12 protein-coding genes are annotated in these 13,974 nt (G+C 31.8%); 1 reads left to right on the forward strand and 11 read right to left on the reverse strand.

The features are described from left to right. Nucleotides 1-48: 48 nt before the first annotated feature. The 5 genes from nagB to M3P09_RS14050 all read right to left on the reverse strand — a co-directional run bounded on the left by nagB (nt 49) and on the right by M3P09_RS14050 (nt 6,454). A complete protein-coding gene (gene nagB, locus M3P09_RS14030) occupies nt 49-1,977 on the reverse strand; it encodes a glucosamine-6-phosphate deaminase (protein ID WP_249973616.1) in 1,929 nt (642 codons plus the stop codon). A 17-nt stretch (nt 1,978-1,994) separates the two neighbouring features. After that, nucleotides 1,995-2,972: a Gfo/Idh/MocA family protein gene (locus M3P09_RS14035; protein WP_249973617.1), complete on the reverse strand. Its 978-nt coding sequence runs from the start codon at nt 2,970-2,972 to the stop codon at nt 1,995-1,997. Nucleotides 2,973-3,033: 61 nt separating this feature from the next. Next, complete coding sequence (locus M3P09_RS14040; RefSeq protein WP_099564000.1) at nt 3,034-4,350, reverse strand: sugar MFS transporter; 1,317 nt, start codon at nt 4,348-4,350, stop codon at nt 3,034-3,036. Nucleotides 4,351-4,478: 128 nt separating this feature from the next. Then, entirely contained in the window at nt 4,479-5,549 is a 1,071-nt protein-coding gene (locus tag M3P09_RS14045) for a phosphotransferase enzyme family protein (protein ID WP_249973618.1), read from the reverse strand. Then, on the reverse strand, nt 5,549-6,454 hold the full coding sequence (locus M3P09_RS14050) for a nucleotidyltransferase family protein (RefSeq protein ID WP_249973619.1): 906 nt from the start codon (nt 6,452-6,454) through the stop codon (nt 5,549-5,551). Before M3P09_RS14050 ends, M3P09_RS14045 begins: the two co-directional genes overlap by 1 nt. A 162-nt stretch (nt 6,455-6,616) precedes the next feature. On the opposite strand from M3P09_RS14050, the gene M3P09_RS14055 reads away from it, so the two are divergent. Next, nucleotides 6,617-7,660 (forward strand): LacI family DNA-binding transcriptional regulator, encoded by a 1,044-nt coding sequence (locus M3P09_RS14055; RefSeq protein ID WP_249973620.1) that lies wholly within the window; start codon nt 6,617-6,619, stop codon nt 7,658-7,660. 1 nt (nt 7,661) lies between these two features. On the opposite strand, the gene M3P09_RS14060 is transcribed toward M3P09_RS14055, so the two are convergent. The 6 genes from M3P09_RS14060 to fucP form a co-directional block, all read right to left on the reverse strand. Next, nucleotides 7,662-8,297 (reverse strand): sugar-binding protein, encoded by a 636-nt coding sequence (locus tag M3P09_RS14060; RefSeq protein WP_249973621.1) that lies wholly within the window; start codon nt 8,295-8,297, stop codon nt 7,662-7,664. A gap of 64 nt (nt 8,298-8,361) precedes the next feature. Next, on the reverse strand, nt 8,362-9,234 hold the full coding sequence (locus tag M3P09_RS14065; RefSeq protein ID WP_099563995.1) for an AraC family transcriptional regulator: 873 nt from the start codon (nt 9,232-9,234) through the stop codon (nt 8,362-8,364). A gap of 242 nt (nt 9,235-9,476) precedes the next feature. Next, nucleotides 9,477-10,619: an alpha-hydroxy acid oxidase gene (locus M3P09_RS14070; protein ID WP_284041202.1), complete on the reverse strand. Its 1,143-nt coding sequence runs from the start codon at nt 10,617-10,619 to the stop codon at nt 9,477-9,479. Between the two features lie 11 nt (nt 10,620-10,630). Beyond that, the gene (locus M3P09_RS14075; RefSeq protein WP_249973622.1) at nt 10,631-12,259 is read right to left on the reverse strand and encodes a beta-N-acetylhexosaminidase; all 1,629 of its coding nucleotides are present in this window, start codon (nt 12,257-12,259) and stop codon (nt 10,631-10,633) included. Between the two features lie 16 nt (nt 12,260-12,275). After that, nucleotides 12,276-12,614 (reverse strand): L-rhamnose mutarotase, encoded by a 339-nt coding sequence (locus M3P09_RS14080; protein ID WP_249973623.1) that lies wholly within the window; start codon nt 12,612-12,614, stop codon nt 12,276-12,278. 7 nt (nt 12,615-12,621) lie between these two features. Further along, a complete protein-coding gene (gene fucP, locus M3P09_RS14085) occupies nt 12,622-13,953 on the reverse strand; it encodes an L-fucose:H+ symporter permease (protein WP_249973624.1) in 1,332 nt (443 codons plus the stop codon). Between the last annotated feature and the right edge of the window lie 21 nt (nt 13,954-13,974).

Below are 13,974 nucleotides of genomic sequence, written 5' to 3' on the forward strand. Positions count from 1 at the left end.
GGCTTATTTTAATGTTTTATTTAATAATATAGAAAAAATCGACAACTACTAAAACTCCCATCTAACAAAAGCTTCCATAGCCGCATAATGCGATAGACCTAGCTTGTCATATAAATCAGCAGTTTCGCTATTTCTATCTTCTGCACGTTGCCAAAACTCTCTGCTATCAGCTCCTTGAAATACAACTCCATCCTTTTGAGATTGATGCTTAAAAATTCCTTTTCTCTTCTCTAAAACTTGGTCTGGTCCCATAGGAACTGCCATTTCTATCTCATCAATACCCCATTCTTGCCAAGCACCTCGGTACAACCAAACCCAGCAATCTTTCATGAATTTTTTTGGTTTTAGGTTTTTTACTGCTGCAAAAATAGCATCTAAACACACTTTATGTGTACCATGTGGGTCTGCTAAATCTCCTGCTGCATATATTTGATGTGGTTTTATTTTTTCAATAAGATCCATTGTTATCTTAATATCTTCTTCTCCTACTGGGTTTTTCTCAATGGTACCTGTTTCATAAAATGGTAATTCCATAAAATGTATTTGTTCTTCTGGAATTCCAACAAAATGACATGTAGCTCTAGCCTCCCCTTTTCTTATCAACCCTTTAATATATCTTACTTCTGGAGTATCTATCTCACTAGATTTCTTGTTTTTTAGAAATGTTGCTGCTCTTTTATAAATATCATCTGCTTCGGTGCTTTCTATTCCAAATTTATCATTGTAATCACAAACAAAACTTGCAAAACGCAATGCTTCATCATCCGCAACCGCAATATTTCCTGAAGTTTGGTAACCTACATGAACTTCATGTCCTTGCTCATGTAACCTTTTAAATGTACCTCCCATACTAATAATATCATCATCAGGATGTGGACTAAAAATAATAACTCGTTTTTTTGCAGGTTCTGCACGTTCTGGTCGTTTACTATCATCAGCATTTGGTTTTCCTCCTGGCCAACCAGTAATAGTATTTTGTAATTTATTGAATATTTTAATGTTAATATCGTAGGCAGGTCCCGAATCTGCTAATAAATCACTCATACCATTTTCGATATAATCGGCATCAGTCAACATCAAAACAGGTTTTTTTAAATGAAGTGCTAAACTTAATACTGCTTTTCTAATGAGCTTGTCTGTCCAAACAACTTTTTCAACTAACCAAGGGGTATTAATCCTAGTTAATTTTGATGCTGCAGCTTGATCTAAAACAAAAGTAGCATTGTTATGCTCTTGCAAATAAGATGCTGGTACTCGACTTGTAACTTCCTCTTCAACAGAAGCCTTAATAATATTAGATTTTCTTTCTCCCCAAGCCAAGAGTATCACTCTTTTAGCTTCCATTATTTTTTTAACCCCTAAGGTTATCGCTGTTCTAGGTGTATTATCTAATCCTGAAAAATCACCACTAGCAGCAACTCTAGTAATATGATCTAAGGCAACTAAGCGTGTTTTAGAGTTTTGTAGTGAACCAGATTCATTAAATCCTATATGTCCATTTCCTCCAATACCAAGAACTTGTAAATCTAAACCTCCTAATGCTTTAATTTTAGACTCGTATTGGTCGCAATAAGATCTAATATCTTCTTTAGCTAATGTCCCATCTGGAATATGATAGTTTTCTGGTAAAATATCTACATGATTAAACAGTTGCTCTTGCATAAAACGAACATAACTATTTACAGAGTCTGGTTCCATTGGGTAATATTCATCTAAATTGAATGATATAACATTTTTAAAACTTAAACCTTCCTCTTTATGCAAACGCACTAATTCAGCATACAAACCTTTTGGAGAAGAACCTGTTGCTAATCCTAAAATACAAGGTTGTTTTTGAGATTGCTTTACTTTTATAAGGTCTGCTATTTCTTTAGCAACTGCTTTTGATGCTGTAGTTGAATTTTCGTAAACTACGGTACCAATATTTTCAAACCTTTTTTCGAAACCCGTTGCCTTGTCTATACTACTCTTTAACATTATTCTCGTTTTAAATTTTAATTATCGTTTTTTAAAATATTTTCTAATACCCAAGTGGTATGTAATGCTGTTTTTCCTGTTGAAGGATGCTGAATGTTTTCTAATAAATGATTTTTCATGTTTTGGACATGAAAAAGTTGAATATTTTCAGGGTTTTTGATATGCAAACTTTCTTTATGAGTTCCGCTTTCTAATACTAGCGGAATTTCACCAAAAACTGAAAAACTTATTTTTCCTTTTTCGCCATAAATCTGGACAGCATCTTCTCTTTTTTCAGTTCCAAAATTCCAACTCCCTGTACCTATTACTCCAGATTCATGAATCCAACTTCCAGTAATTGCATCCATAGACGAATACAAGCCTTGTTGATTTACAGCTATTCCGTTAACATCTTTAATGTTTCCTAATAATTGTATAAACAAATCTATACCATGTGATGCTAAATCATCAAAATATCCGCCGTAAGCAATCTTAATATCTGTACGCCAATTGTAATCTCTAGATAAATCGATATCGTTTGCTGGCTTACTTAAATGCCAGTTTACATGTCTAACCTTTCCTATTCTATTATCTTCAAGCCACAATTTAACCTGTTTAAATCTAGGAAGTGATCGTCTATAGTAAGCAACATACAAAGGAATTTTCTTTTCTTCAAATGCACTATTTATTAATAAACACTCATTATAAGTAGGAGCCATTGGTTTTTCAATACAGCACACTTTACCTGCGTTTGCAACTTTTAAAGCATAATAACCATGAGAATCTGGTGGTGTTGCTATATAAACAGCATCAATTTCAGGGTCATTAATTAAATCATCAGCATTCCCATAATATCTAGGCACATTATGTCTACGAGCATAATCTTTGGCTTTTTCAATATTGCGGCGCATTACAGCATGCAACTCAAAGCCTTCAACCTTTTGATAAGCTGGACCACTTTTAAGTTCAGTCACTTTTCCGCAACCAATAATCCCCCACCTATATATCTTACTCATTATACTAACAACCCCCTATTTTAATATTTAATGAATTGACTTTTTTGATATTTTTTATTTATTATTTTTTTGACCAACCTTTTATTTTATGTCCCCATAAAGCAAAGAATAATATAATTGCGTAACAAGGGATTAAAATCCAATAACTCGCAGTTGCTGCTGTAGCTGCAGCATCTGCTTCTGCAATTCCGCTAGCTATTAATTCATGTTTATTTGCATCTACTAATTTCCCATATAAAGGAGGTATGATGGCCCCACCAGCTATTGCCATAATTAATAAGGCAGATGCTGTCTTAGTAAACTTACCTAGTCCTTTAAGTGTTAATGGCCACACAGCAGGCCAAACTAAAGCATTAGCAATACCTAAAGCTGCAACAAATAGAACAGAAGTAATTCCTGTTGTAAGTAAAATACATATACTGAAAATAATACCTAAAACAGCACTCATTTTTAAAGCTGTTTCTTGCTTTAGATATTTAGGAATTAAAAATACCCCTAGTGCATACATAAAAATCATTGCTGTTAATGTAAATGGTGTAAAATATTTAGCATATTCTGCAGGAAAACCTAAAGACAGACCATAAGCAATAATAGAATCTCCAGCAATAACCTCAGCACCAACGTATACAAACAAAGTCAATACGCCTAACCATAAATGTGGGAATTGAAAAATACTGGTTTTTGTAGTTTTACTAGCCTCTGTTGAATCTTCTTCATCAACGTCAACATTAGGAAGAGGGGCTTTTCTAATTAAAATCCCAAAAATAAATAGTACAATTGCCATTACAATATATGGTGTAACCACACTGTCAGCCATTGTATCTAATAATTGGCCTTTTTCTGCATCAGAAACCGTTCCTAATTTATCTTTAACATCATCTATTCCTGTTAGCAATAATGCTCCAAATATGATGTTTGCAATAATTCCAGCTAATTTATTAGAAATCCCCATAATAGCAATACGCTTTGCTCCACTTTCAATAGGTCCTAACACCGTAATATATGGATTTGCAGCTGTTTGTAAAATGGTCATTCCTAAACCTTGAATAAAAATTGCAACTAAAAATATCCAATAGGTTCGTGCCCCTGCTGCTGGAATAAACACCAAAGCTCCTAAAGCCATAATAATTAAACCTACTGACATTCCTTTTTTGTATCCAATTTTGTTTAATAGATAAGATGCAGGTAATGCCATGACCACAAAAGAAATATAAGATGCAGATGCTACGAGATAAGATTGTGCTTCGGTTAGCTCATTTATGGTTTTCATAAATGGAATTAGGGTTCCATTTATCCAGGTTACAAAACCGAATATAGCAAACAACCCTGCTATAATAGCTATGGCTCCTGCGTTACTTCTTTTGGATACTTGTGTCATAATCTTTTGTTTTAATTATTAATTAGTTTTTACTATGTCCTATAAAAGTTATCTCAATTTTATAAAAGCTGTACATTTATAAATTAGAATATTATTATTTATAATATAGTCTTTAATTCATTCCTTTTTTAATTTTCTACATCCATTTGAGCCATCATACTATCAATAAGTTTAAATTGATTTTTTGATCTGTCTAAATTGTGCTCTGGATACTTTGTTTTATAATATACATCTCCATTTAAAAAATCTGTTAAAAAGCGTATAGCCATAATAAAAATCATGGTTTTTGCTGCTAAAGGCAATGTTTTTATCTCCAAAGGAGATAATGCCGATTCTACCTTTTCTAAAAACCCTTTTTTATAGGCTTTATAATACTCAACATTAAAGTTTACCAAATCTAAATTAGTTTCGTCCTCGGCAGCTGTATTACAAATGGTTCTTATGGCATCACCGAAGTCGTAATGTACTACTCCAGGCATTACGGTATCAGTATCTATCATACAAAGGCCCTTATTGTTTTTGTCAAATAGGGCATTAGATATTTTTGTATCATTATGAGTAACTCTTAATTTTATATCTCCTGATTCCTTTAAATTTTGGATAATATGCATTTCTTCTTTAAGTGCATTAACCCTGTCTATATATTCTCCTGCTTGTTCAAGCCTTTCTTTAGTAGCTACTTTTAAAGCTTCATCAAATTGCCAAAAACGAAATGACATATCGTGAAATTTCGGAATCACCTCGGTTAAAATCGAAGCATTAAAATCGCTAGTTAAATTTAAAAATTCTCCAGCTAATTTCCCTCCTTCATATGCAACTTCCACATTATTTACAATTTCATGAGTGTTACTATCACTAATGTAAACCATGACATTCCAATAATCACCGTCTTCATCTTTATAATAGTATTCTCCACTTTTTGCTTGAACAAAAGTAAGCACACTTCTTTTCAGTTCTTCTTCAGATAAATGTGATAATTTTTTTTGAATATGTTTACTAACACTTACTTTATTAGAAATTAAACCTGGTACATCTTTAAAAACCAGGTGGTTTATGCGTTGAAGGATATAAAATGGTTCTTCTTTTGTTTCTATTAAATAAGTGTCATTTATATGTCCTGAAGCCAATTCTTTATGCGACACATAAGTTGAAGCATGATTAAATTGGTTAAATTTATATTTTAATTGCTCCTGTGTCATTAATCCCAAAGGTTTTTTGGATAAACATTTTTAGTTTTTAATTCTCTAATTGCATTTTGAACAATTTCTTTGTCTTCTTTATATGTTACTCCAAACCATTTAGCATCTGACTTTAAGACTTCAACAGTTGCTTTTCCAGATTTCAATATGTCATTGACAATAGAAGGAATATAAAATTCAGATTTTAAGTTTGTTTTATTAGCTTCTAAAAACTCTTCAAACAAACGATTTCCGAAGTTAAAACATTTAGGTGTAAATCCCCAAAAATTCATTGAAACAATAGTATTTTCATCTATTGGAATAAATTTTCCTTCGTCATTTTTTCGCATTAATCTACCATCAACTCTTTCGATATGTGTCCGTTCTGTTACATCTGTTAAAAAACCATTTTCATCAACTTGACACTCCCCTCTTGATACATAACCATGCTCTGAAATAGTATTTTTCAATAAATACGCCATGGTATTAAACTCATGAGATGCTTTATCCTTAGTTTGTAATGATTTAGCCATGACATTAAAGGCTTCTTTTCCGTAAAAGTCATCGCCATTAATAATGGCAAAGTTTTCTTTTACTACATCTTTTGCCATTAAAAGTGCATGACCGGTTCCCCAAGGTTTTACTCTTTCTGGATTTATATATTTATCGGGAACATTTTCTAGCTCTTGATATACATATGCAACTTCTGCTTTTCCTTTTAGTTTGCCGTCAATATTTTTTTTGAATTCGTCTTCAAAACTTTTACGAATGATAAATACAAATTTTCCAAACCCAGCTTGCAGTGCATCGTATATTGAAAAATCAATAATAGTATCTCCTTCTGGAGTAAAAGTATCCATTTGTTTTAGGCCTCCGTATCTGCTTCCCATGCCAGCGGCTAAAATTACAAGTGTGGGTTTTTCCATTTTAATTTTTATAGCTATTAATTTAACTCTCTTTATTACTGTTATTTATCAACGAAAAACAGGCAAACTTACAGATTAATTAATCAAAAAAAAAGGAATTCAACAAAAAAATGTGCTCGAACACATAAATGATTTAATGTATAATATATATATTTGCCTTACATGAAGAAATATACTATAAAAGATATTGCAAAATTAGCTGGTGTTTCTAAAGGAACTGTAGATAGAGTAATCCACAAACGTGGTAAAGTTTCGCAAACGGCTTTGGATAAAGTAACTAAACTGCTAGAAGAAATAGATTACCAACCAAACCTTATTGCAAGGAGCTTAAAAAATAGTAAAAATTACCACATTTGTGTTATTCAACCTGATCCTGAAATTGATCCTTATTGGCAACCGTGTACAAATGGTGTAGATGAAGCTATTAATGAGTATAAATCTTTTGGAATAACAATTGACTCATATTATTTTAATCATGCGGAAACTCATTCTTTTTTAGAAGTGAATGAAGAAGTATTAAAACAGTCTCCAGATGCAGTTTTAATAACACCAGTTTTTCATAAAGAATCTATTGAAGTTATAAAAAAATACAATGCTAAGAATGTTATTGTAAGTACTATTAATGATCCTTTAGAGCTTAATGGGATTACAAGTTATGTGGGACAAGATTTAATACAAAGTGGTCGTATTGCAGCTAGTCTAATGGAAATGATTGCTCCAAAAAACCAAGAGATCTTAATTATTCATTTAGATGAAGTTTTTAATAACTCAATACATATGCAGTTAAAAGAAAAAGGCTTTAAAAATTATTTAAAAAACTTGTCCAATAGTAATTATAATTTAAAAACTTACAGTTTGCAACAATCAGATCTAGATGAAAAATTACACGATTTATTAAATAATCCTAACAATGTTTCTGGAATTTTTGTAACCACATCTAAGGTATACAGCGTTGCAAAAATTGTTCAAGATTTTCCTGATTTAGACATTAAAATTATTGGTTATGATTTATTAGACGAGAATATAAAATATTTAAAAAATAATGCTATCGCTTTTTTAATTAATCAAAATCCAAAACATCAGTCCTACCTTTGTATAACTCAGCTTGCAGAATACTTTCTTTTTGATAAAAAAATTCCAAAGCAAAAATTATTACCAATAGATATTGTTAATTCTGAAAATTTTGATGGGTATACAAACGATTAAACTACATTAATTTTAAAACACCAAAAGAAGTGGGTGTGTGAAAATTTGGCTGCTCAGTTTCTGGGTTAACCCAGGTAATCCAAGTAGGCTCATAATTTCCGTTTACTTGCTTATTGTATTTAGCGCGATAAATTCCTGTTTCAATCCTCCCATTTTTTAGTAAACTAAGCTTGGTTAATGAAGCAAAACTTATAGCCCCTTCTACAGTAAAATAATTATTCCCTTTTGAAGATTTAACATTAATATCTTTTAGTGGCCAATTCCAATTAAAATCGAATTGTTTACTTGGTCTAGCTATAAAATCCATAATTCTTGGAGTAGGATCAATTTCCAAACAATAATATGGATTCAAATTTTTATCAGATCTAAAAAATAGTTCAACACGATCAGAATTATTAATACTATTGTCTGTATCATCAGTTAAGTCAACATAAACATCATCATCATAAACTTTAAAACAAAAGAATAAATCTTCAGAATCGTGAAGTGCTCTAAACTCAATCTTATCTATTTCTTCTTCATCCCATGGCGAAATGAAATTAGTCAAAACCTCAGCTTGTTTCCAAGCTTTATCATCCCCTTTCCCTGTAACAATTAATCCTCTATAATCAATTTGGTTTACCTTATATGCTTTCAATATGCTATGAATGTTTTATAAATTATTAAATAAGTCACTTCATTTTTAATACTAAAAAGACGACTTAACTACCGCTTAAATGTGTTTTAATATATTGGGTAGGAGAATAGTTTGTCGTTTTTTTAAATTGCCTATTAAAGTTTGAAATATTATTAAACCCAGATTCAAAACATATTTCTGAAATATTATATTTTTCCTCCATTAATAATTTACAGGCATACCCTATACGAACTTCATTTAAATATTCACTAAAAGTTTTTCTATTTACTCGCTTAAAAACTCTACTAAAAGCTGTGGGGTTCATACAAGCAATGCTAGCAACATCATCTAAAGTTATTTTGTCTTTAAAGTTTTTAATAATGTATTCGTAAACATCAACCAAATTATTTCTTCCTGTCTTTTTAAAAGAATTCACAAAACCTATACTTGATAATAACTTATACTCTTGATGGTTTGCTAAAAAATTTAATATTTGAAAAAACTTCATGAGTTTATCAAACTTCATTAATGTTTCTAGCTCTTTAATCCAATTAATCACCAACTTAAGATCGCCAATAAAACGGATACCGCTTTGTGCTCTTATTAATAATTTTTCAATTGAACTCATTTCTGGCAGGTTAAAAAAGGCATCTCCCGCAAAATTTTCGTTAAAATGTATACTAATAGCTTGAGCTTCAAGTTTTGAATCTTTTTCAAAATATTCTTTATCATTTAACCACATATGTGGCAAATTTTTACCTATTAAAACAATTTCTCCTTCATTAAACTTTTCTATATTATCACCAATAAATCTAGTTCCTGAGCTTTTTAGTATGACTACTAACTCTAATTCAGGGTGATAATGCCATATTTTCAATAAATTAGGATAACGATTATTTCTTATCAAAAAAGAAGTGTTACTTAACTTAGTGCTTCTATCTAATAAATGTAATTTCATCCTAAACTATAATTAATAAATTCTGTAAAAATTTGATTTGAAATTATAAAAATATTTAGTTTTAAGCAAAAAAAGTATCAATCAAAAAACAAAAAATATAACCAACCCTTATCCTTTCAGAACTTACATGACACTAAATGAAAAAGTTAACTCAAATTAAAGAGTCAATTATTTTCTACTAAACTTTTGAATTTTTAAATACAGAAGGCAGTTAAAAACACTACTCATTATCGAATATTACACTAATCTATTAAATGGTTCTTAAAATCCTCAACTTTCTCACAACAAATTTGCTCCATAACCTGCTGCAACTGAGTTTTTAAAAGCGATATGGTGTGATCGCCTCCCTTATTCCCTAACGCTGCTACGCCATACATAAATGACCTACCCATAAAAGTAAATTTTGCGCCAGAGGCTAAACTCCTTGCTATATCTGGGCCAGAACGAATGCCGCTATCCATCATCACCTCTATTTGATCTCCATACTTTTTAGCAATTCTTGATAATGGTTTAATTGTAGACTCTCCTGCATCTAATTGTCTACCTCCATGGTTAGAAACAATAATGCCATCTAACCCAAGGTTTATTGCACGTTCGGCATCTAATTCATTAGCAACACCTTTTAGTACAAGTTTACCTTTCCACATATCTCTAATGGGTTTTATCTTTTCCTCGTTTAACCTGCCAGAAAACGTATCATCCATAAATTTACCCAATTGCTTTAAATCAAGGTTTTTTGGCATGTATGGTTTCAAAGTTTCAAAATTTGGTTGGCCATGCTTTAACGTTTGTAAAGCCCAATTTGGTTTTCCTAAAATTTGCAGTATATTTTTAATGGACATAGTTGGTGGCATTGCTAAGCCATTTCTAATATCTCGGGGTCTAAATCCAAACGTGGGTACATCACATAAAATAACTAAAGTATCATAGCCTGCTTTTTCACATCTTAGTAAGATATCATCTCTAAGCTCATTTTTTGCAGGATGATATAATTGAAACCATGCTTTGCCTTCTGTTAATTCTCCAATCCTCTCAATACTACTAGTTGTTACAGTACTTAAAATAAATGGAACATTATGCGTAGAAGCTGCTTTGGCTAATATTTCTGGTGCATTTGGCCACATAAGCCCCTGTAAGCCAACTGGCGCCATACCAAATGGCGCATCGTATTCATGACCAAACAAGGTCGTTTTCATACTTGATGCTGTATGCTTACTTAAGTATTGAGGTAATAATTCTACTTCTCTAATTTCAGCTGTGTTTTTATATAAATTTACATCTTCATTACAGCCTCCATCTAAATACTCGAAAGCAAATTTTGGAATCCTTTTTTTAGCACGACTTCTTAGGTCTTCAACAGAAGGATATTTAGTATTAAAACTCAAAGTGGTAATATTTATTTTTTAAAAGTATGTTTTGCATAGTTAAGGCCTAAAGCATCAAACCTGTCTTTAAAAGTGTTTAATCTAATGCTAAAGTCTTCCCAATTCCTATTTTCCTTTGATGACCAAACTACTTCTGACAATGCAGACATTCTTGGTAAAATCATATACTCTACGTGATCTGTAGTTTTCATATACTCAGTCCAAACATTAGCTTGAGCGCCTAAAATATATTGCCTTTCTTCAGGAGTTAATTCTTCTGGCATTGGTTCATAAGCATACACATCTGCAACTGTTGTTTTCCCTCCAATGGCTAATGGTTCTTTATCTTTATCTTCCGTTTGATAGTGATCAAAATATACAGAATGCCCGGGCGTCATTACTACATCATGCTTTTGTTTTGCAGCCGCTATACCTCCTTCTGTTCCTCGCCATGACATTACTGCTGCATTTGGAGCTAATCCTCCTTCTAATATCTCATCCCACCCAATAATATTTCTTCCTTTAGAATTTAAGAATTTTTCAATTCTCTTTATAAAATAGCTCTGCAGTTCATGCTCATCTTTTAAGCCTTCACGTTTTATAACTTCTTGGGCAAATTTGCTATTTTTCCATTGAGTTTTAGGAGCTTCATCTCCCCCAATATGAATTAATTTGCTAGGGAACAATTCTATAACTTCGGTTAATACGTCTTCCAAAAACCCAAATGTTTTTTCACTTGGTGCATAAATTTCATCATAAACTCCCCATCTAGTTCCAACCTCATATTGTTCTCCTGTATTTCCCAACTCCGGATAGGCAGTGATTGCTGCTAGAGAATGACCAGGGAGTTCAATTTCTGGGATTACGGTAACATGTTTTGTAGTTGCATAAGCCACAATATCTTTGACTTCTTCTTGAGTGTAAAATCCACCATACCTTTTACCATCATATTTTCTATCTAACTTTTTAGTAGCTCCATGACCAACTAATGTTTCTTTTCTCCAAGCACCTATTTCTGTTAATCTTGGATATTTTTTTATTTCTATACGCCATCCTTGATCTTCTGTTAAATGCCAATGAAATGTATTCATTTTATGCATAGCAATTAAATCGATGTATTTTTTTATAAATTCTGCAGGGAAAAGATGACGACCTACATCTAAATGCATTCCTCTGTACTTAAATCTTGGGTTATCTTCTATTTTTACAGCAGGTATAGTTAATTCTTTTAAACTACCATCTTTAGCTTCAATACTTGCAGGCATTAATTGTCTTAACGTTTGAATACCATAAAAGATCCCTTTTGCTTTTTTAGCAGATATTTCAATCTTATCGAATGCCACATTTAATTTGTAACCTTCTTCATTTTCAATAGCATCATCTAATTTTAGAGTAATATTTCCTTTGCCTTCAGAGGAAAAACTAATTGATTCTGCAGTCGCGCTACTTAACATATTAGCTAATAGTTCTCCTTCATTTTTTAAAGCCTCACTGCCAACAACCCTTGTATTTGCATTTACTAAAAATTTACCAGTTAACATACCCATCTTAGATGGTTTAGGAATAACTTGATAATCCTCAGGTGTGTTTTTAACCTCTTTGTATTTGTTGTTACAAGAAAAAGTTAATAAACAAACAAATGCAATAATTGAAATCCTCATTTAATTTAATTGTTATTTATAGTTGATATATTTTATCCATTAACAGCCATTTTTCTCCTGCTTTGGCGGTTGGTAGTGCTTGTTGATATTTCCACATTAACATTTCCCATTCTTGTACTTTAGGATTGTTGGCATCCATTTTAGATTTCTTTTCAAAGGAAAATGAGTCGTTTACTTCCATAATCATAAACATCCTATTACCTACGTTATATATTTCTAAAACCTCAATACCAGAATCTAAAATACTCGCTGTTATTTCTGGCCATATTTTTTTGTGATATTCTTTATATACTGCCATAAGTTTTGGATCATCAACCAAATCTAAAGCAAAACAATATCTCCTTAGTTTATTCATTTAGAATTTATTCAGTAACATGTAATGCATCATCAGTTGCTTCGTGTCTTTTATAAACTCTTAAACCATACCAAGCGATATAAACAAAACATATTAATGGTAGAATGAATGAAAAGTTAACTTCTGAAACGCCCATTATTTTAGTATCTGCAACTCCATTGCCGCCAATATCTATAATCGTTCCTTGCAAGAAAGGCATTGTAGCACCACCAACAATTGCCATTATTAATCCAGCTGACCCAACTTTAGATTGCTCCTCAGTTAAATCTCCTAAAGCTATACCGTAAATAGTTGGGAACATTAATGACATGAAAAATGAAATAACTACTAAACAATACAATCCAACAATTCCTTGTATAAATATTGTTCCAGCAGTAAATAATAATGATAGTATTGCAAAATACATAAGTAGCTTACCTGAGCTTATAAATCGTAACATGTAAGTTCCTACTGCACGACCAACTATAAACAAACCAAAAGCTGCGAGCTGGTAACTACCTGCAGTAACGCTGTCTACGCCTATACCTTCTGCATATTGGTAAATATAGGTCCAACACATAATTTGAGCACCAACATATAAGATTTGAGCTAAAACACCCAAAACATATTTTACATTTTTACCAAGAGCAGCAAAAGTATCACCAATACTTGGCATGTCTCCTTCTTCTTTAGATTGAGGCATTTTACTAACCAAAAACAATACAAAAATACCTATAAGTACTAACCCTAGAATTACATAAGGGTTACGAATAACCATTAAATCTGAGGTCTTAATAGCAATTTTAGAAGCTTCGTCTAAAACACTAAAATCTGTAATATCATCTGATTGGAGATTCTTTAATACAAATTGCTGTGCAACAATTAGTCCTGCAATTAATCCAACTGGATTAAAAGCTTGTGCTAAATTTAAACGCTGTGTAGCTGTTTCTTTCGCTCCCATTGCTAATATATATGGGTTAGCAGCGGTTTCTAAAAATGCTAAGCCAAAAGTTAAAATATATAAGCCAGCACAGAAAAACATAAAATTCTCTGACTGTGCAGCTGGGTAAAACAATAATGCACCAGTAGCATATAACGCTAAACCTATTAAAATTCCCACTTTATAAGAGTATTTACGCATAAACATAGCCGCTGGTAAAGCCATACAAAAATAACCTCCATAAAATGCCATTTGCACCCATGCTGCTTGTGAATTTGAAAGTTCTAATACTTTTTTAAATGCTTGTACCATGGGGTCTGTTACAGCGTTAGCAAATCCCCAAAGGGCAAATAAAGAGGTTACTAAAATAAAAGGAATTAGTATCTTTTTTGATACTACAACAGGTTTTGAATTACTCATTTTTAATTGGTATTAATAATG

The organism is Jejuia spongiicola (assembly GCF_023502325.1).
Classification (GTDB): domain Bacteria; phylum Bacteroidota; class Bacteroidia; order Flavobacteriales; family Flavobacteriaceae; genus Wocania_A; species Wocania_A spongiicola.